Source organism: Brevibacillus sp. FIR094, assembly GCF_050477165.1.
GTDB lineage: Bacteria > Bacillota > Bacilli > Brevibacillales > Brevibacillaceae > Brevibacillus.
Window position 1 is genome coordinate 208,290 of the sequence record NZ_JBEAES010000005.1, and the last position, 19,559, is coordinate 227,848.

The 19,559-nt window shown below is 43.8% G+C and carries 14 protein-coding genes and 2 pseudogenes; 1 reads left to right on the forward strand and 15 read right to left on the reverse strand.

The window, feature by feature from the left end; genetic code table 11:
• Positions 1-15: 15 nt before the first annotated feature.
• The 9 genes from ACQ5DJ_RS06000 to ACQ5DJ_RS06040 form a co-directional block, all read right to left on the reverse strand.
• Positions 16-735 (reverse strand): lipoprotein BA_5634 family protein, encoded by a 720-nt coding sequence (locus tag ACQ5DJ_RS06000; RefSeq protein WP_429841634.1) that lies wholly within the window; start codon positions 733-735, stop codon positions 16-18.
• A 200-nt stretch (positions 736-935) separates the two neighbouring features.
• Positions 936-1,529, reverse strand: coding sequence for a flavoprotein (locus ACQ5DJ_RS06005; protein WP_429841635.1), 594 nt, complete (start codon positions 1,527-1,529; stop codon positions 936-938).
• Positions 1,530-1,547: 18 nt separating this feature from the next.
• Entirely contained in the window at positions 1,548-2,948 is a 1,401-nt protein-coding gene (locus tag ACQ5DJ_RS06010; protein ID WP_429841636.1) for a lanthionine synthetase C family protein, read from the reverse strand.
• 18 nt (positions 2,949-2,966) lie between these two features.
• Positions 2,967-4,835, reverse strand: a complete 1,869-nt coding sequence (locus ACQ5DJ_RS06015) for an ABC transporter ATP-binding protein (RefSeq protein WP_429841637.1) — start codon at positions 4,833-4,835, stop codon at positions 2,967-2,969.
• Complete coding sequence (locus ACQ5DJ_RS06020) at positions 4,822-8,028, reverse strand: lantibiotic dehydratase (RefSeq protein WP_429841638.1); 3,207 nt, start codon at positions 8,026-8,028, stop codon at positions 4,822-4,824. The genes ACQ5DJ_RS06015 and ACQ5DJ_RS06020 overlap by 14 nt, the downstream gene beginning before the upstream one ends.
• Before the next feature lie 86 nt (positions 8,029-8,114).
• Positions 8,115-8,246, reverse strand: a complete 132-nt coding sequence (locus tag ACQ5DJ_RS06025) for an FDLD family class I lanthipeptide (RefSeq protein WP_429841639.1) — start codon at positions 8,244-8,246, stop codon at positions 8,115-8,117.
• Positions 8,247-8,562: 316 nt separating this feature from the next.
• A complete protein-coding gene (gene katG, locus ACQ5DJ_RS06030; protein WP_429841640.1) occupies positions 8,563-10,746 on the reverse strand; it encodes a catalase/peroxidase HPI in 2,184 nt (727 codons plus the stop codon).
• Between the two features lie 411 nt (positions 10,747-11,157).
• Positions 11,158-11,919, reverse strand: coding sequence for a GNAT family N-acetyltransferase (locus ACQ5DJ_RS06035; protein WP_429841641.1), 762 nt, complete (start codon positions 11,917-11,919; stop codon positions 11,158-11,160).
• 103 nt (positions 11,920-12,022) lie between these two features.
• A complete protein-coding gene (locus tag ACQ5DJ_RS06040) occupies positions 12,023-12,619 on the reverse strand; it encodes a class I SAM-dependent methyltransferase (protein ID WP_429841642.1) in 597 nt (198 codons plus the stop codon).
• 270 nt (positions 12,620-12,889) lie between these two features.
• Here ACQ5DJ_RS06040 and ACQ5DJ_RS06045 point away from each other — a divergent pair, with 270 nt between their 5' ends.
• Positions 12,890-13,675, forward strand: coding sequence for a MerR family transcriptional regulator (locus tag ACQ5DJ_RS06045; RefSeq protein WP_429841643.1), 786 nt, complete (start codon positions 12,890-12,892; stop codon positions 13,673-13,675).
• Between the two features lie 619 nt (positions 13,676-14,294).
• On the opposite strand, the pseudogene pepT reads toward ACQ5DJ_RS06045, so the two are convergent.
• From pepT to ACQ5DJ_RS06075, 6 genes and pseudogenes are all read right to left on the reverse strand, one after another.
• Positions 14,295-15,526: pseudogene (pepT, locus tag ACQ5DJ_RS06050) on the reverse strand (peptidase T).
• A gap of 129 nt (positions 15,527-15,655) precedes the next feature.
• Positions 15,656-15,856 (reverse strand): annotated as a pseudogene (locus ACQ5DJ_RS06055) (ArsR/SmtB family transcription factor); the annotation flags it as partial.
• Positions 15,857-16,055: 199 nt separating this feature from the next.
• Complete coding sequence (locus ACQ5DJ_RS06060; protein ID WP_429841644.1) at positions 16,056-16,610, reverse strand: dihydrofolate reductase family protein; 555 nt, start codon at positions 16,608-16,610, stop codon at positions 16,056-16,058.
• A gap of 104 nt (positions 16,611-16,714) precedes the next feature.
• Positions 16,715-17,557 carry a diaminopimelate epimerase gene (gene dapF, locus ACQ5DJ_RS06065; RefSeq protein WP_429841645.1) on the reverse strand — a complete coding sequence of 281 codons (843 nt, stop codon included), beginning with the start codon at positions 17,555-17,557 and terminating at the stop codon, positions 16,715-16,717.
• Positions 17,558-17,570: 13 nt separating this feature from the next.
• Complete coding sequence (locus ACQ5DJ_RS06070) at positions 17,571-18,566, reverse strand: ABC transporter ATP-binding protein (RefSeq protein ID WP_429841646.1); 996 nt, start codon at positions 18,564-18,566, stop codon at positions 17,571-17,573.
• On the reverse strand, positions 18,563-19,558 hold the full coding sequence (locus tag ACQ5DJ_RS06075; RefSeq protein ID WP_429841647.1) for an ABC transporter ATP-binding protein: 996 nt from the start codon (positions 19,556-19,558) through the stop codon (positions 18,563-18,565). The genes ACQ5DJ_RS06070 and ACQ5DJ_RS06075 overlap by 4 nt, the downstream gene beginning before the upstream one ends.
• Between the last annotated feature and the right edge of the window lies 1 nt (position 19,559).

Consider the following 19,559-nt stretch of genomic DNA (forward strand, 5'->3'; position numbering starts at 1 on the left):
TCTCATCACTCAAACTCAATCTTGTACGTCTACGAAATTTACTTTGTTTGCGCTATCTGCATAAACGGTCTCGATTTCCTGTAAGACTTGGTTTACCTTATCTTTCTTTTTATAATCGAAGCCGCCATTTTTAAACTGGATCAAGGAGAGCGTTGACTCTGCTTCGGTTAATTGGTTGTAGGTCTGGTCGTCAGCGATAACAAGATCCGCTTGTGGGATATACCCGATCCACATCTGATGGTTCACATACTCTACAGGTACCATCTGACCGTTCAAATCGATTTGGTTACTCTTCATTTCTGCATCATTTAGAGAGTAAAACAAATTTTGACCATTCGATAATTCTTTTATGCTAGTAACAGGGTCTGTAATAATGCTTGTACTGTTTGGGTCTTGTCTAGCTCTGAGAATCCCCTTTTTGATGAATTGCTCAGCTGTGGATCGAGTAACAACCGAATATTTGATTTCTCTTGTTTCAAATTCTTTACCTAGTTCTTTTTGATCTTCCTCTGCCAATTTCGTCATTTTTGTCGTTGTAACCAATTTCATTTTGTAGTCAATCGTCTGTTTGGTGTTATCTTTATACAACTCTTTGACCTGATACGCATCCTTTTCTGTACCAATAACAAGAACGCCATCGACCGCTTGCGATGGACCTTCTACAAAGCGGTTTACTCCGAATCCAATCCCTGCAAAGATGACAATAACCAACAAGAAACCTATTACTTTCATCATCGTAACTGCTCCCTTATAAACTATTTATGTCTGGATTATAGACGAGATTTTCATGTAATTGAATGACTCTTGTCTAACGATTTGACGGTCTTTCTTACAATTTAGTAAGAATGTAGCCAAACTAAACCTTGGGTTTTCTCCCGCAGGGTAAACAAAAAAAAGACTGCTTCACCAGCAAGAAGCCGAAGCAGTCTTTTCTCTTATACAGATGTAGTTGTGCTTTCTTCTCTTTCAAGTAATACATTTCTCATTTCAAGCATCACTGCTGGTCCCTGTGGCAAGACGAAGTTAGGCTGCGTGGTACCAGATGCTACTTCATAAGCCATAGCTTCTACTGGATTCACAACGATGTGACCGTCCTCTCGGAGCTGGTTTACATTTCGCTGAACCACATTTTTCGTCCACATGAGGCGATTCATATTTGGAAAAAACATAACGGGTTTTGGATGCGCTAGAATAGTGGAGGTTAGCAAGTTTGAGGCAATTCCGTTTGCAGCTTGTCCAATTACATTTGCCGTTGCTGGCAAAACAGCGAACAAATCTGCCCAACGCGCTAACTCAACATGATTCATTTTTTTCTCAAGACCAGGCTCTTCATCTATAAAGATCTCGTCACAGTAAAACAAAATCGAAGACGGCGGGATCAGCGTTGCGGCCTGTTCTGTCATCACTACTTTTACTTCTTTGAACAGGGCTCGAAACATACTAAGATAAGCAGACACTCCCATAACGGCAATTGAGCCTGATATTCCGACCAAAAGTTTCTTCTCCTTCAGAAATGGATCGTGTATCATCTCTCGATTTCTCCTCTTTTAGGCCAACAGGAATGGCTGATCCCATAGCGGCTCTTGATTACTACTTGCAGAAAGTAGAGCAAGACCAATACCGGCTGCACCTTCAAGTGCACCTGCCTTATTGAGCCCTACTTTTCCATCACCAGTTGGTTCTATATCTTGATAGCCAAAAGGAAGCGACGGATTAAAATTATCTACTAGGCACTTAGCTAAATACTCGATATGTGGTTGATAGCGCTCGTCATCTGTTATCGTTGCCATTCTAAGCGTCATTTGCAAAAGTCCTGCTTTTCCATGACAAAACGTATCTGCGTACAGATTCCAATCGCTTTCTGATCTCTTGAAAACATCGTCGTAAGCTTGAATAGCCAGATGACAATAAGATGAATCTTGCAAAGCTTCACCCGCTAGATAGAGTGAACGAGCTACCCCTGGTGTACCATAGCACCATGCATCACGTCGAAACGGCTGTTGGGAAAGCACTTCTTCCCCTATCTCTTCTTCTAATTTCACTCTACCTCTCCACATAATCCCATGAGCGTCGTTTTCCTTCCACCGCACCAACCATTCTGCTATGTTACGTATGGCCTCCCTCTGACCAGGTACTTCTACTCCTTCTTTCAAAGCAAGTGACAATAAGGCGAGTGGTCCAGGAATCCCATGAGCAAGACCTACGTTAAAATTGCCTTTCGGATACATCTCTTTATCAATGTCTAAATACTGCATCTCTTGAGTCAAGTACCACCCTGGTATTTTTCTACCATCTTCATAATCTCTTGGCTGGCTTACATATACGAAATATCGCAAAACATCCAGTAAGGCAGAGTGGAGAGCATCGATTTGTTTACTTGCTAGTAAGTATCGTCCAATGCCTGCTACACCATTAATAGCATCATAGATATGAGGATTACTTCCCCCTCTTTTTTTATCAAGGACATACTCGTCTTGAAGTATGACAGCTGTTCTTGTAGCGAGCAATTGATCCAGTTGTCCAAGAAAACGTTGGTAATGCACACGATTGCGTGAAGCTACCAGCGTAGCGAAGCAAATACCTGCTACTCCGCCACACATAGATTCATTTGAAATCCCTACTGCCTTAATTTTTTCTTGAAGAGCAAGAAGATGTTCGTGAGCAATAATATTCCAACCTTTATCAGGGAAATGTCGATCCAGCTCAGCAAAAAAGAGGATCGTACCTGGATATCCATGAGAAAGAGTAGCAGCCCCCCAAGGATGTTGATGAATCGGTCCTGCGACACTTATGTTATTTTTGTCCATTACGACTTTTTCTACCTGAATGGGATCTCGCAAACACGCGGCTACCTTGAGTGCAGTAGATAAAACCTTTGTTCGTAACTCTTCATTGTTAATTCCTTTCCATGCATGCTTACTCGTTCCCACTGTCTTATTTGTCTTCATACTTTCCCTCCCTCTCTTTTACATTTGTCCGACCATCTGTCTTGTCGATTCATCCGTTTCTTCCAGATAAAAAGAAGCCTGCATATGAAAAAGAGATGCATAAACGCCGTCTTCTGCGATTAGTTCCTTATGAGTACCCGTTTCAATGATCTCTCCTTGTTTTAGGACAAGAATCTGGTTGGCATATCGAACAGTTGAAAATCGATGGGAAATAAATAATCCCATTTTATTCTGGGTCAATTCACGGAATCGAGTGAATACTTCTTGCTCTGCTTGAGGGTCTAGTGCTGCTGTCGGCTCGTCAAGAATGTATAAATCCGCATCGCGCATGTAAGCACGAGAGATGGCAATACGTTGCCACTGTCCCCCTGAAATCTGATACCCATCCGCAAACCATTTGCCAAGCTGTGTATGAAATTGCTGCGGAAAACGTTTAATCATTTCATCTGCTCCGGCCAGTTTGCTTGCATCGATTATTGCTTCTTCATCATCAGCTTTTAGATAGTTACCAAAGCCAATGTTTTCACTGACTGCCATCTCATATTTAATAAAATCTTGAAACAAGGCGCTAATTTTTTGACGCCATTCATTCTCCTCATAGTGGTTAATTGGCTTACCATCAAACAAAATTTCGCCTTCTGTCGGTTGATACAATTGCGTAATTAATTTTACGATGGTCGATTTTCCTGAGCCGTTCTCTCCTACTAATGCTAGCGTTTCCCCTGGGCGAATGGCGAAGCTTACATTCCGTAACGCGTAGGCATTGACACCTTGATATTTGAACGAGACATTGCGAAACTCTAAACCAGACACGTTCTTCTCAAAAGGATCATTTTCTGCTATTGCTATTCTTTTCTCATCTGGTACAGCTAGAAATGTAAATAACTGACTAATGTACAGATTGTTTTGATACATGTTAAAGATTGTTTGCATAAGATCTGTGGAGGTAGTTTGGGTGTAAGAAATTGCTTGGATAAACGCGATTAAGCTACCTACTGCTATCGTACCTAATATCGTTTCCCACACGACATACGACTGCATCGATACTACAGCAATAAGTGACAGGGCTTGAAACCCTAGCGCCACTTTTGTTCTTTTTATCACCATTGCCTTGTCTTGATTAAAAAATCGCTCGTAATATTTGCGATATCTATCGACCAGAAATGGGCCAAGTTGAAAGGTTTTTAGTTCTTTTACTGATGAATCGCTAGTCAATAAATTCATCAGATAATATTGCTTGCGACGATCAGAAGCTCGGTTGTGGTCAATCATAAATTCCTCTTGTCCTAATCGAATAAATGAGAAAGTAGAACAAATAGGTAGTAAGAGCAAAAATAGTGCTAGCCACCACTTCCAAGTGATCAGCATAGCGGAAACAGATAGTAATACAATCACATTACTAATAATACTTATCACCTGTTGAAATAACTGATAGGGGCGAAAAGTGGAATCTTGCTTTGCCCGTTGAAGCTGGTCATAGATTCCTGCATCCTCAAAACTTGAATAAGGAAGTCGCGTAGCTTTATTCATGATCAACAGGTTTACATGATTGGATAGCAGTTCTTGATATAACGTTTTATAGACCAGATCAACATGTTTGAGAATATCGCGGATCACGGCGAGAAACGCGAACAGACCAAACGCGATGATAAGCGGAACGATTGCCCCACCCGCAGAGATGGCGACTGCCGCATTAATTAATGATTGCGTGGCAATAATCACTCCTACAGGAATCAAGCTACTCAGAATCGTCAATATCATAACAATCGCAAAGTAACGAGGATTCGTTTGATACAGTAAACGAAAAACACTCGGCCAATGAGAGAAGGAAGCGAATACATTTCGAATCGTTTCTAATCGATTGCTGTTTTCCTTAAATGGAGTCACCAACATTCTCCCTCCAGTGAAGCTGGCTGTGTAAAGTATGGCGTACAAAGGCCATCGCTTTTTCCTCCAGCTCTCGCCTTACTCCAAATAAGCGATTGCAATGCAAATGGATCAAGCTACCCATGATCATCGATGGGGAACTCCAAAGAGAATGGTTTTGTTCACCTTCAGCTACAAGCCTCCCGAAATCTTCCATTACATCCGCTCTCAAGGCCATCGCTTCACAAATGGCTTCCCCACTTGGATGTCTGCGCAATCCTTGCCAATCGTTCCGTGGATCAGCCAGAGTAAGCAATGGTTTACGCCATTTTCGGAATTCTTCTCTCTCGGCATCCTTTTTCACACGCATTTCCATCCAAGCCAGTTGCTGTTCAAAACTAAGTCCGAATCTAGTCATCATGTCAATAATGCTAATCGTAGCCAAAACATAGTCAGGTAGATTCGTTTGACGGAACCGCAATAACCTCAAAAGATTTGCAGTCGTCTGACTATCTTTGGCAAATACTCGTTCCGCATCACCCATGATCGATGGTCCACCGTATCTTTCTACTTCGCGATCATATGTATCAATAACCATTCTTTGAATGAATCCTTCTCGCTGACACTCTTGAATCCAAGGGTAAAGTTCTGGAATAATCTCCTGCATAAGCTTTTCGGGCTTGCCGTGAAAACGGAGGCGAATATGATGGTCCGGGTCTATGTATCGCATGAAAAACCATTCGTCTGCCGCTCCCTTTTTTACCATGGAATCCGCAAACGCACGGATCTGATCAACGATAAATTCATCCTGTCTCTGGTGGCCTCCATACAGTTTTAAAAACAGCCAATCACTTCCAGGCATTTTTATGTATTGCTCCTTAGATAGAACATTTTCATTTCTATAGGAGGGGATATTTTTTTTCTTCTCAATAGGTGATCTTCTCAGTATTGGAACCACACATTCCATCGAAAAATGCCCTTCTGGTCCAGTGACCCAATACTCTTCTCTACCTCCGATTTTTTCACGGAGTTGAATGCTTCTTGACTTGAACAATTCTGTACGCAACTCTTCTACGTGATAAGGATTATCCAAATCTAACAAAATACGGTTGTCACCGAAAGCCATGTACACATATCTTGGTAGATCCCACGCCATTCTCCATGTAGCAAATGCCTCATTCCAGATCTTGTCTTCTTTCGGATCTCCCTTCAGCCCTAGAGAATCTGGTGTCACCTTCCATATGGCAGGCGATAAGATGGTTTTTCCATAGCGAACACGTGGCAGATACGGCGAAGCATCCATATTCCCCCAAGAGAATGGGCTCCAAAGACGTACATTTTCCATAGAGACTTCACGCAAGAAACGATAAATATTTGGAGCATTCTTGAAATTAAGCATATTATCCGACGAAAAAATTAGTTTCTTTCCATGTGTACGGGATCTCAGATAGAAATGCTCTATATTGGCACCTACCACAATATCCTCAAGTTGAAGCGAATGTAGAGTCTTCTCTGAGCAATTCGTACCAATGGCCAGTTCATATTGGCTAAGGGATGGGTGGAGTACGATATTGGCATGACGTCCAGCGGATGAAAGATAATTGGCATCAACAAAGATCACATCTTCATACTGTTCCTGTGCCTGATTATGAATCTGTTCATGTTTCGCTAGCGCTTCTGGTCCAAGTATATCGAGGAATCTTCCAAATGATTGACCCACCTTAGCTGAACCAGGCATGGGTGCTACCTCTAGCAGATATTCTCCTTGATCGATTGCTTCCTGTGAGAGTGCGATTACCTCTACATACAATTCCGCGGAATCTGGTGCGTATCTCGTATCAACTGGCTCTGTATCTAGCTGATCGAGAATATCATTCGTAATTTCTATTTCCCTCGTTTTTGTTGCAATCGCATGAACTACTTTTCTCATCAAACTAGCTTCGCGCTTATCGGAATACTTGAGAGGGGATACTTGCTCTCTTCGACTGCTTTGTGGAAACATATATCCTGCTGGAGCCCCTAAACCAATCTCATCGCTAAGAAGCTCCAAAACGGGGACTTCTCTTGACGTTCCGTATTTTTCCAAAAAGTCCTTATGATAGCTTCTTAGATGGGCTGCTCCTCGCTGTGGTAAGGACAGGCGCCACAGACATTCCACCGCTTTTGCTACTTCTTCACCTATATTCTTATGTAAAGATACATTGTGATTACCTACATGGAGGTCTACTTGTACGGGCATCATGCTAGATTCAAGAACCTTCATCCGCGCAATCAAGTCTTGAAAGTCTAGTTTACCCGTTCCTATAGGAAGTCCGTCGTATTGGTTCATTTTTGTTTGAATAGCAGCTAATTCCAAGTATGTATCCTGTACGCCATCAAGTAGCGCAAGGCGCTCCATCACATAAGCAAATGGAGTGGCTACTGTGAGTGGTGGACGTAATTCGCTAATCAAAAACTCTTGAGAAAATAATTGCCATAGGAGTCCGGTTACTTTCTGTTCCCCCGCCTCAGGGTACTTTTCCATCAACTTAGCAATTAATTGTTCAAATAGGATCGGCTGTTTTGCCAGATCAAACACGGCGTGCACCACTTCTGTAGCACGGATAGAAATCCTCTCTTTTTGTTTACCATCTAACCGATTCATTTGACCGTATTCAGTGGTAAAAGCAAGCTCCATTCGCCCGCCTACCTGCACCGAAGCGTGATTTCGTTGTACTTTCAACTGTTTTACTACATCAAGTCGTTGCTCAATTCTCTGAATGATTGCAAGCAACCATTCCATGTCTGGACGTGTACGTTTTTGGTGAAAAAGTGAGTCTTTCAACAAAACATTTGTCTTGTCAGTGAATGAGCCCACAGCTACACCAGCGAATAAGCCATATGGAGTGGAACGGGTACTCATCCTTAACAAAAAACGAACAAAACTAGATAATGCCTGCTTGGTCTTTCGAGAAGTAGGATCGCCTTCTAGATTCGGCAATGCTTCGTACAGCGATGGACTAGAGATGAGAATAGCTTCTCGTACCTTCTCGTCCTTCGCATATTCCTTTATAGCAGCCAGATAATCACTGGTTTGATTTAATTCATAGAAGATATCTATTGGATACAGTGGTACCCGTAGCATAAAAAAGTCAGCTGAGGCAAACAGGTTTCCCTCCTTCTTGTCCTCTGGGTAGCGAGTAGTCAGCTCCCTCTCTAACATTTGCTTGGCCATTCATACCCCTCTTTCCCATACATGAAGTGAGACTATAAAGGAAGAACATCGCTTATCGCGATGCTCTTCCAGTGTCAAACTAAATTTTAGCAGCAGTTGCTTTGGCACCAAGTAACTGAGCAGAATGTAGTGCAAATGAGGTCGCTCACTACTGAATCCGATTGTACTTGATTTACCTCTTTTACTTGAACATCCAAATCAAACAGATCTTTTTGCATTTTTTGTTCCTCCTCTAATTTTATTATTCGTAGCCAGAACTTCACGCGCGTATGTAAGTATTTGGTTACGCTTACAATATTAAAATAGAAATTATTCCCAGTAAAGGATATTTTTTAAAATTTCTCAGAGTTTTCACATTTTTTTACCCGTAACGTTTTTAAAACAGAAAAAACCATATCTCATTGAAAAAACTCCAATGAAAATGGCTTGTCTCTCGTAATAAAGAAATCGCCTCAAGTATTTACTATAGGGAAGCAAAAGAACAGTATTTAACAACAAATACTGTTCTTTGCTTTACATATTCAGATTGCGCTTTTAGTTGAGGTCGAAACGATCTGCATTCATTACCTTCACCCATGCCGCTATGAAGTCACACACAAACTTTTCTTTGTTATCGTCTTGCGCATAGACTTCTGCAATAGCACGCAGAACAGAGTTTGAACCGAACACGAGGTCAACAGCAGTCGCTGTACGTAAGACTTCACCAGTTTTACGATCACGGCCTTCAAATACGCCTCCGTCTACAGGCTTCCACTGGACTCCCATGTCTAGCAAGTTAACGAAGAAGTCGTTCGTGAGTGTGCCTACACGATCCGTGAATACACCGTGTCGTGTGCCATCGTGGTTGGTACCAATAACACGCATACCGCCAACGAGTGCAGTCATTTCTGGTGCAGTAAGGTTTAATAGCTGTGCTTTGTCTACCAGGAGCTCTGCAGGACTTACACGATACTGCTTCTTTTGATAGTTCCGGAAACCATCAGCGATTGGCTCGAGCACAGCAAAGCTTTCTTCATCTGTCTGCTCTTGTGTTGCATCGCCTCGTCCAGGAGCGAAAGGAACCGTTACATCAAAGCCAGCATCTTGTGCAGCTTTTTCGACTGCGGCACTACCGCCGAGTACAATCAAATCAGCCATGCTAACTTTTTTACCAAAGTCCTCTTGAATGACTCCTAGGATCGTAAGCACTTTTTCAAGTTTTTTAGGCTCATTCACTTCCCACTCCTTCTGTGGAGCAAGACGAATACGAGCACCATTTGCGCCGCCACGCATGTCCGAGCCACGGAAGGTACAAGCGGAAGCCCAAGCCGTTGTTACCAGTTCGCTGACGGTAAGTCCCGAGTCTAAGATCCGTGTTTTCAGATCTGCTACATCGGCATCTGTTAATTCATAATCAACAGCGGGTACAGGATCTTGCCAGATAAAATCTTCTGCTGGAACTTCTGGGCCCAAATATCTTGAGCGAGGTCCCATGTCACGATGTGTGAGTTTGAACCATGCACTTGCAAATGCATCTGCAAACTCCTCTGGATTTTCATAGAAACGACGAGAAATCTTTTCGTAAGCTGGATCCATACGCAAGGCCATATCCGCAGTGGTCATCATCGTTGGAACGCGAACGGATGCATCTTCTGCATCTGGTGCAAGATGCTCATCAGCAGGATTTACAGCAGCCCATTGGTGTGCACCTGCAGGGCTCTTGGTCAGCTCCCATTCATAGCCGAACAATAGTTCAAAGAAACCATTATCCCATTGTGTCGGATTCGCAGTCCAGGCACCTTCAATACCACTACTGATGGCGTCGCTACCTTTACCGGAACCATGTGTGCTCTGCCATCCTAAGCCCATTGCTTCTAAAGGAGCGGCTTCCGGCTCTGGGCCAACAAGAGCAGCATCTCCTGCGCCATGAGCCTTACCAAATGTATGACCACCTGCCACGAGTGCAACGGTTTCTTCATCGTTCATTCCCATGCGTTTGAAGGTTTCGCGAATGTCCCGAGCACTTGCAAGCGGATCAGGATTTCCATTCGGACCTTCGGGGTTCACATAAATCAGCCCCATCTGAACAGCAGCAAGCGGATTCTCGAGCTCACGATCACCGGAGTAACGCTTATCTCCTAGCCATTCCTTTTCAGCACCCCAGTAAATATCTTCTTCTGGATGCCAAACGTCCGCACGTCCGCCTCCAAAACCGCTTGTCTTCCCACCCATGGACTCAATCGCAGCATTACCTGCTAAAATAAGCAAATCCGCCCAAGAGATCTTGTTTCCATATTTTTGCTTGATTGGCCATAGCAGTCGACGAGCTTTATCAAGGTTGGCATTGTCTGGCCAGCTGTTAAGAGGAGCAAAACGCTGTGTGCCAGTTCCAGCACCGCCACGTCCATCGCCTGTACGATATGTACCAGCGGAGTGCCACGCCATACGGATAAATAATGGCCCGTAATGTCCGTAGTCGGCAGGCCACCAATCTTGGCTGTTTGTCATAAGATCATAAAGATCCTGTTTTAGAGCCTGATAGTCCAACTTTTTGAACTCTTCTGCATAATTGAACGCTTCGCCCATAGGGTTAGATTTTCTGTCATGCTGATGCAGGATGTTCAAGTTCAACTGGTTGGGCCACCAGTGTTTATTCGACGTAGCACTAGGGTTGTGATTCGTAGTGCTACCGTGCGAAAACGGGCACTTTCCAGTGTTAGCGGTTGCCATAGAGTCCATTTGCACCTCTCCTGTCACTTTAAATTAAGTATTAAATAATAATACTTCTAATTAATTTATATAGCAGTTAACAAGAGAAATCAACATCTTTTTGCTCTTTTCATTTTCACAATAAAATATATGAACTCTTTCATTTCCGATTTTATGCTGATTCTAACGTATGCATGGACCATGTAGATTATGATTTTGTCACCAGCTCCTTAGCCTCTTTTCCTGGTGGGTACAGCTTGCGGTCAAGCTCCATTGTTCGGAAAGAAAACAAAAAGCCCACTATTCTCTCCCCGTAACGGGATGTGTGGGCATTTTGTGTGTAATTGTTTCGACTTCGCTTCCTTGTTTATATTGATTATGTCCTCCTGCCATCTGATCAAAAAGAATGATCCAAGCACTTGGAGTCAGGACTTGGAATTCTCAGTCAATAGAGTCCGGAGAAATCACTTCCCATTTTCCAAACAGTGTGAAACCCGCTGCTTTAGCCAAGGCAGTAGACGCATGGTTGTCCAGTTGGCATCGGTACTGCGGTTCGAATCCCTGACCATTGGCGTATTTGCAGATAGAGCGCACTACTTTTCGTGCGTGCCCTTTTCCTCTAAAGGACGTCAGCGTCAGTACACCGAGATCCGCAATTTGCGAACCCGCCTTCCATGGATACATACTTGCGGCGCAGACCAGGCGATTTTGCTCAAAAGAGCCGAACACCACCCAGTGATCCAATTCCACGTAAGCGTCATCCAAATCTTGTTCCGAGGCGGAGGACTCGAACTCGGAGAAAACAACTTCATCTTCCTCTGTTAACCGGCGCAAGTCACCTTCAAGGTTTTCTTGTAGCATTACGTTCATATCCGCTTCAGAAAAATAAAAAAGATAATCTGCGCCATGCAGGGTGACTCCCGCTTCATTCAATTTCTGGCGAAAGATCGACTCAGATAGGTCTTGTTGTTGGGATAGGCCTACCTTATTGGCCAGCGCTGGTGTCAGAACCGTCATGACCCGGCCATCGGAGGTTTCCAGCACCATGACCCTACTGTCTTCGTCAAGATCAGGGTTGATGGCAACAGTAAAGAATTCATCGGTATAAAGGAGGTTACCGGTCAAAAATTGCTCGCGCCAAAAGTCAGTGATCGTATGTGAAAATACAGGCATACGGTTTATTTTATTTGTTTGATTTGTCATTATGTTCACTTCCTTATACGTTAGACTCATCAAAAACACGAAGCATAACAGTTTCTACAAACGCAAGTTACCTCGTTGTGTTGAGAAGAAAGAAGATTCCTCATCATTTTCGTAGTACAAGCTGAATGACATGGGCTAATCCATTGTACGCTTTACCTGCCACACGCTCTTGTTCACCATAGAAGAAATGGATCACTTCATGACCTTCGCACCAAGCAAGGATATCTTTGGGATCATATAACATTTCAAGTTCTGGAGGGCCGCCCGTACCATACTTTACTTGTTCCTTGGAGAAGACCTCAAGCATGAGAATTCCTTTGGGCTTTATCGCCTTTTTCATTTTATTAAGAACCAAGGTCTGCGCATCTTTATAAAAATGGCCATCTATTATAATGGCGGCGTCATATTCCTCCGGCGGGACCTCTTCCTCCAAAAGGTCAATTTTTTGGGTATGTACGTCAACGCCATGCTTCCGAGCTAGTTTTTTCGTTTTCTGCAATCCGCTCTCCGCGTAGTCAATCGCTGTCACTTCATGATTTCTTTTTGCTAAAAAAACTGCATTCCGACCTTCACCCTCTGCAAAAGCGATCACTTTTTGATCTTGTTCTAACCGAAAAGCCTGTTGTTGAATAAAAACGTTTGGTTCTTCTCCGTAATAATATTCTTCCGAATGAAACCTCTCATTCCAAATATTCCCCATATTCACCAACCTCCTTTGATTAAATATTGCCAGATGCAACCATGATGGTAGATTTCTGTTGCATGGGTGCAGAGAAAGCCTTGGCTATTTTATTTGACTATTATAGAGTTATTATATCCATGATATCTTCGTAATGGGTGGTGTGTCAAGGTCAATGACAGATCGGCATCACCTACAAAATAGCCTTTTTTTGAACGCACCTCTTGACCATAGGTCTGACCTAAGGTGTATGGTTAAGATATTCCACCACATCCCTAGGGAGTAACGTTTATGAAGAGTGAAATCACCATTAGCGAATTAGCCAAGCTTATGAATGTGTCAGTTCATCAGATTCGTTATTTTGAAGAGAAAGGAGTTCTTCTACCTGCTTACGTAGATAACAATCAGTACAGGATGTACAGCATGGATCAAGTTTACCAGCTAGCCCATATTCTGTTGCTGCGCAAATTGGGAGTGCCTGTCCAGTCGATTAAAGAATGCATGACTTCCTTTTCTGCTGATCAATACGGGAAGCTACTCAATCATTCTTTGAGAGAAATACATACAGAGATACTTCGACTTCAAGAACTTCAGCATTTCATAAACAGAGTATTGCATGAACAAAAGAATTTTATTTCGCACTCCAATGACTACCAAGTAAAGTGGCGCGAAACCACCTATTTGGCACGATGGATGGAAATGGGTTCACAAATGACGCTAAGCGCCAAACTGTTGGCTGAACAGGCCAAGTCTGTCCCGAACTTGTTCGAATCAGACATTCATTTTATCGAGGATGGTTCCGGTACGATTACGTTATACACGGAAACAGAAGCGCCTGGCGACTATTCATTGCCCAATGGCAAATATCTTTCTACCCAGAAGCTGATCCATGAAGATGATGAGCTAGAACAAGTGATTGAACAGTTTTACGCCTATGCTGCAACACAGCCTTATGATATCCAGGGACCCTTAATCCTCATTGAAAGATCTTACTTATCGCTTTTTAGTCCAAGCCAACTGCACTATGAACTACAAGCTTTGATCGAACCGACTCAAAACCCTTACGAAGCTCAATGACGGCGATCTCGCCCTCTTTTTCGAAAAATTATTTGATCATGTTCCTACAGATCCTGCGAGTCAACGAATGGTCGCGCTACAAGAGGGAGAAGTTATCGGGACGATATCCATCAAGTGGAAAACCGAATTTGCTAGTAGACAAATATTTCCTGCATGGAAGAACTTCTATCGTTTTGGCAAATGGAATCTGATGAAAATGTTCATCGGGTTATCTTTCTTAGACCATGAACCACAGGCTGGAGAATGCTATATTGCGAGAAAGCAGCTTCCTATCCCATATATTATTCAAAGAGAAAACATGGAACTACATGGTAAAGAGATTGAAATGAATCATGACAAAGGGCGAATCGTCTCTACTAGACATCCGCCCTTTCGAAAGTATCGCCTCTACCCACTAATTCACTTCACATGAAAATCTGATTAGTCGGCAGCTCTGCTACAGTTCTTCTTCTATGATTTGCTGCCGTTTTAATGGTTGTTTACGAGACTCTTCATTATCTATAGAGAACTTCCTAAATCAGCTCTCCTGCCTGAAAACATCCCCTAAGCAAATTCTACCCCTAGGGTAATCTCAAGTCTTTTTGATTGGAAGATGAGTTTTATTAAGGATCCCCCGTGATCAGGATCTTTGCTCATACAGCTTAACGATTTCGATGATGGCGTTTACAGCGTGCACCATGGTGTCAACGGAGACATACTCGAACCGCCCGTGGTAGTTTTCCCCGCCTGTGAAAATATTCGGTGTTGGCAAACCCATGTAGGATAGCTGGGAGCCATCTGTACCACCGCGTATCGGCTGAATAATCGGCACGATTCCGAGGTTTTCTAGTGCTTGTGTAGCGATGTCAACTACTTCCATTACAGGCTCGATCTTTTCCCGCATGTTGAAGTATTCGTCTTTGATTTCGAGCTCAATTCGCTTCTCTCCGTATTTTTGCTGTAATTCTTCTACGATGCAAGCTAGTTCGGACTTTCTCTCCTGAAACCGATTGCGATCGTGGTCCCGGATCAAATAACGCAGCTGAGTTTGTTCGACGTCACCTTGAATGGAAGACAGATGATAGAAGCCTTCGTAGCCTTCCGTCTCCTCAGGAGATTCATCAGCTGGCAGCCTTCCATGCAGCTCCATGGCTATTTTAGCAGCGTTGACCATTTTACCTTTGGCCGAGCCGGGGTGAACGTTCTTCCCTTTGCAAGTAATGATGGCCGATGCAGCGTTAAAGCTCTCGTACTCGATCCCGCCAAGAGCACCGCCATCCATCGTATAGGCATACACTGCGTCGAAGGCGGACACATCAAACTTGTCTGGGCCTCTGCCGATTTCCTCGTCCGGGGTGAAAGCTACTCTCACTTTCCCGTGTTTTAGTTCTGGATGTCGAATCAGATAAGCCATAGCGGTCATGATTTCGGCAATACCGGCTTTATCATCAGCCCCAAGTAATGTGGTACCATCTGTCGTGATAACGTGTGGCCTTCGTAGCCAGCCAACTCTGGAAACTCACGTGGCGAAAGGACAATATTCAGTGCTTCACTCAAGACAATATCTTGTCCGTTATACTTTTCAATGACTTGCGGCTTCACACCAGCACCAGTAAAATCGGTAGCCGTATCCATATGAGCAAGAAAACCGATTGTTGGAATCTCTTTATCTGTATTGGACGGTAGCGTTGCCATTACATAACCGTTCGAATCTATCGTAACTTCCTGCATACCTATGGCTTTCAGCTCGTCTACGAGCATTTGCGCCAGCACTAGCTGCCCTGGTGTTGAGGGGCAAGTTTCGCTGTTCTCATCGGATTGTGTATCAACTTGTGCGTAAGAGATGAATCTTTTCATGATTTCCGTTTTCATGGTCTTATCTCAACTCCAGTACAATTAGTCAAACCTATTTAAGAAAGAGGCAATCTCGTGACAAATTCTACCACGATCCCCGTCTATTCTTCAATCCGCAAGTCATATTGCACTGCTGTCTCCGCTTATTTATTCTTCCTCATGGTCAAGAAATGCCTCCAGCTCATCCAGCTTGCTCGACCAGAAGTGACGATATGACGCCAGCCATTGATCGACTTCTTGGAGAGGTTCAGGCTGTATCGAATAGATGCTTTTTTGTGCAACTGATCGCACAGTAACCAAACCTGCTTCCCGCATGATTCGCAAATGTTTGGAAACACCCGGTTGACTTAATACTTTATTTTACAGTCTACAACTTTATTTTTACGGAACAGAAGTAATCTCCATCCTCATAAAAATTGGTTTTGGAATGGCTGTGAAAAATAAAACAGCGACGCTCCAGACCAGAAAATACAGTCTTAGACTCACCGCTGTTTTGATTGAAATAGCTAGCCTCGTTCGTTGAAGAAGTGACATACTATCCAGTCACTTATTCCCCATTCAAATGATAGATGAGTTGCACAACGCCAGAGGAGAACGTTTTTGTATTCACCAATTTTACATTCACCCTTTGCTTTATATCCATAAACAGCGGTTTTCCTTCTCCTAAAATAACAGGGTGAACAGATAATCGAAATTCATCTACAAGCTCTAAATTGATAAACGTTGTAATAAGACTAGCTCCACCATATAGCCAGATGTCTTTACCAGGCTTATTCTTTAATTGATTGACTACTTCAAGAATATTATCGTTGATGAATATTGCTTTATTATCAGTCCCTTTTTGTGTCTTGGAAAACACATATTTTTCTTTACGATGAACCAATCCCCAAATCTCTTTTTCCTGATCCGTATGTTCCATTTCTGGTGTAAATTGTCCCCATAAATCATAACTTTTTCTTCCATAAAGAATCGTGTCGATTTGATGTAAGAAATGAACAAAGCCCATTTCAGCGTCCATTATGCACCAATCAACTTCCCCATTTTTCCCTTCAATAAAACCATCTAAGGTAACGGCTAAATCTAAAATGATTCTTCGTTTCATAAATAGTGACTCCTTTCGTTGATCATCTACTCCCATTTTAGACCTTTAAATATGTCACCTTGTGTCTTATTTATAAATGAAGGATTATCACTATGAGCAACCTTTCATGTCCATGCATCGGGCAACAAATGTCCTTCTGCTACCAGCTTTGAGTTGCCTTCCAAGTAAACGGATTCGGCAGCATAATCTGTGAGATGGTAAGATATTTTAAGTGGTCCCCCTCGAGTAAGCAGGTTTACAGAGGTGTCTACATGACCTAAAATACCGGCAATGATTGCTGTAGCAGTCGATCCGGAACCGCACGCATAGGTCTCTGCCTCTACTCCACGCTCATAGGTTCTGATGCTAAGCGTTTGCCTATCAATTAGTTCCACAAAATTTACATTGGTACCATTGGGAAACTGCTGCTGATTATTTCTGACCATTCGTCCCCATTCTCTGAGTTGGTTGTCCGCTATCCCGAAAACATTTTCGACAAACCAGACCGTGTGGGGAACTCCGACAACACCGTAGTGGTAGACACCGCTCGGTCCGTCCCACTCATATGGTTGATTCAGCTTCAGTGCTTGCAATTGAACGTCGGGGAACTTGACCTTCACGCCGTTCTGATTGAGCTCTGCCTGATAGATGCCGGCCATCGTTTCGAAACTCATCTTTGTCTTGGCTGCTCCGATGTGGTAAGCAAAGCGCGATATGCACCTTGCACCGTTGCCGCACATTTCTCCTTCACTGCCATCTGCGTTAAAATACCTCATCTTAAAATCGGCGATGTTGGAGTTCTCCAGCAGCATGAACCCATCCGCACCGATTGAAGTGCCTCGCCTGCATACATTTTGGACAAAGGTTGAAAGCGCAACCTCGTTCAACAGGCCATCGCGATTGTCTACTACAATAAAGTCGTTGCCACAGCCATTCATTTTTTTAAACGGGATTCCAAGATCAAACATTTCGTTCCTCCTTTTATCCGATGATGTAAGAAGGATCGATTGCAGCGAATGATTGATAGAGATGGCAAGCGACCGATTGCCCTTCTATTTCACGAAGCTTTGGCAACTCGACTTTGCATATTTCCATGCTGGAACGGCAGCGAGGATGGAATTTACATCCCTTCGGCGGATTAGACGGAGACGGGAGATCTCCCGACAACACAATTTGCTCTCGCGTATCATCAGGATCGGTAATGGGTTTGGCTGAAAGCAATGCCTGTGTATAGGGATGCAGCGGTCTTCCAAACAGTTTTTCTTTCTCAGCATACTCGATGATTTCACCTAAATACATGACCGCCACTTTATCGGCAATGTGCTCAACTACGCTCAAATCATGCGAAATGAAGACATAGGTCAAGGAAAATTGTTCTTGTAGATCCTGCAGCAAATTAAGAATCTGCGATTGAATCGACACATCTAGTGCGGACACAGGCTCATCTGCGATAATCAGCTTTGGCCGAAGAATCAGGGCGCGGGCGATGCCAATTCGTTGTCTTTGCCCTCCGGAAAATTCGTGAGGATAGCGAGAGAGATGCTGCTTGCTCATGCCGACAATCTCAATCGTTTCTTCCAGTAGCGCTTGTCGCTGCTCTCGGGGAATACAGTGCGAAATCAGCGGCTCCGTCAAGATGTGCCCGATCGTTAGTTTCGGGTTCAATGTTTCAAATGGATTTTGGAAAACCATTTGCATATTTCGCCTTACTGCACGCATTTCATTTTTGTTCATTTTTCCTATTTCGTTGCCTTGGAAACGAATTTCGCCTTGGACCGGCTCCAGCAAACGCAGTATACATTTTCCCAATGTAGACTTTCCGCAGCCTGACTCACCGACAATCCCCAGCGTTTCTCCTTCATAGACGCTCACATCAATCCCGTTTAGAGCATGAACATAATGCGGTTGTTGAAACCACCCTTTTTTCATGCGAAACAGCTTGCGCAGACCTTTCACTTCCAGGATTGGCGTCGTCATCCACTTACCACCGAGCTTTCCTGTTCATGATCCTTGTCTTGGGTAAATAACCAGCATCGACAAGAAGAATGCTGATCCACTGGACGGAGCACAGGATTCCTCTCCCAACATATTGCCATCACTCTATCGCATCGCGGGGCAAACCGGCATCCATTGGGTTTGTTTTCCGGTGCGGGCACACTGCCTTTTATGCTGTGAAGCCTCTTTGCACGTTGCCTTGGTGTCGATTGGAGCAAACCTACGGTGTACGGGTGCTTCGGATTGCGCAGCAACGACCTTACGTCCGCTGTTTCAATCGCTTGTCCCGCATACATCACCATGACGCGGTCGCACACTTCAGCGACGACCCCTAAATCATGCGTAATCATGATCACTGACATGCCGATATCCCTTCTGATTTTTTTGATCAGATTCAAGATTTGCGCTTGAATTGTCACATCTAATGCGGTCGTCGGTTCATCAGCGATCAGTAATGACGGATTGCATGCGATCGCCATGGCAATCATCACCCGCTGCCTCATTCCTCCTGACAAACGGTGCGGGTAATCCCTGTAAATCTCTTCCGCTCGGGAGATGCCCACAACGGTAAGCAAATCCAGTACCCGTCGCTTTACTGCCACTTTGCTTTCACCCTCATGCTCGTGCAGTACCTCACTGATTTGTCTGCCGATCGTCAACACCGGATTTAACGAATGCATCGGTTCTTGAAAAATCATCGCCATTTCCTTGCCTCTGAGACTGCGCATCTCGGCTTCACTCAGTCCAAGCACTTCTTTCCCGTTGAATAGAATGCTTCCAGTCAAAGTAGCATTATTGTCCAGCAGTCGCATGAGCGAGAGTGAAGTGACACTCTTGCCGCAGCCCGACTCGCCGACAATTCCCAGCGTCTCCCCTCTTTTCACATGTAAATCAAGCTGATCAACAACCGTAATCGTCCCCGACTCTTTCGAGAACCGGGTTGTCAGCCCTGTCACTTCCAATACATTGTCCATA